Here is a 723-nt window from a genome sequence, read left to right as displayed (position 1 = left end):
AGAATGGTTGGTCGAGAGAATGAAGTTGCTCAGTAGCGTATTTGCAATAGAAATAGCGACTTATGCGATTATGAGCAACCATTATCACCTTGTTGTGAAAGTAAATAAGCAAACCGCACTTGATTGGTCAGATGATGAAATTATTAAGCGTTGGTATCAACTTTACAATGGTGATTCATTGGTAGACAGATATATCAGTGGAGAAGTACTCGATGATGCAACGATGACTTTCTTCAATGACATAGTGTCAAAGTGGCGTTTGAGGTTGTATGACATTAGCTGGTATATGAAGAATTTGAACGAATTCATAGCCAAAGAAGCGAATAAAGAAGATAACTGTACGGGTAAATATTGGGAGGGCCGCTATAAGTCCCAAGCTCTGTTAGATGAAAGTGCACTATTGAGCTGCATGGCGTATGTAGATTTAAATCCAATCAGAGCGAATATGGCAAATACGCTTGAAGAGAGCGATTTTACGTCAATTCAAGAACGGTTACTGCACTTTAAAGCTCATAAAAAAGACAATAAAAAAGCACAATTAAATCCTTCTCAAAACATCCCTCAAAAAGATGACCCAGCCCATATAAGCCAACCTACGGAATTAAAACCATTTGGTGGAGAGCACTTAGCAGGAACCATCCCATTTAGCCTACTAGATTATTTTGAATTGGTAGATTGGAGTGGCCGCCATGTACACCCAAAAAAGACAGGTTATATAAGCCG

General features: G+C 38.9%; 1 protein-coding gene. It reads left to right on the top strand.

From position 1 onward, the window contains the following. Positions 1 to 723 (top strand): transposase (locus J8L98_RS24495; RefSeq protein WP_247682694.1); only part of this gene is annotated, 723 nt, incomplete at both ends.

The sequence above is a fragment of the Pseudoalteromonas sp. MMG013 genome (genome assembly GCF_018100885.1).
GTDB lineage: Bacteria > Pseudomonadota > Gammaproteobacteria > Enterobacterales > Alteromonadaceae > Pseudoalteromonas > Pseudoalteromonas aurantia.
The sequence above is the reverse complement of the archived record's forward strand: the minus strand, read 5'-3'. Positions and strand labels throughout refer to the sequence as shown.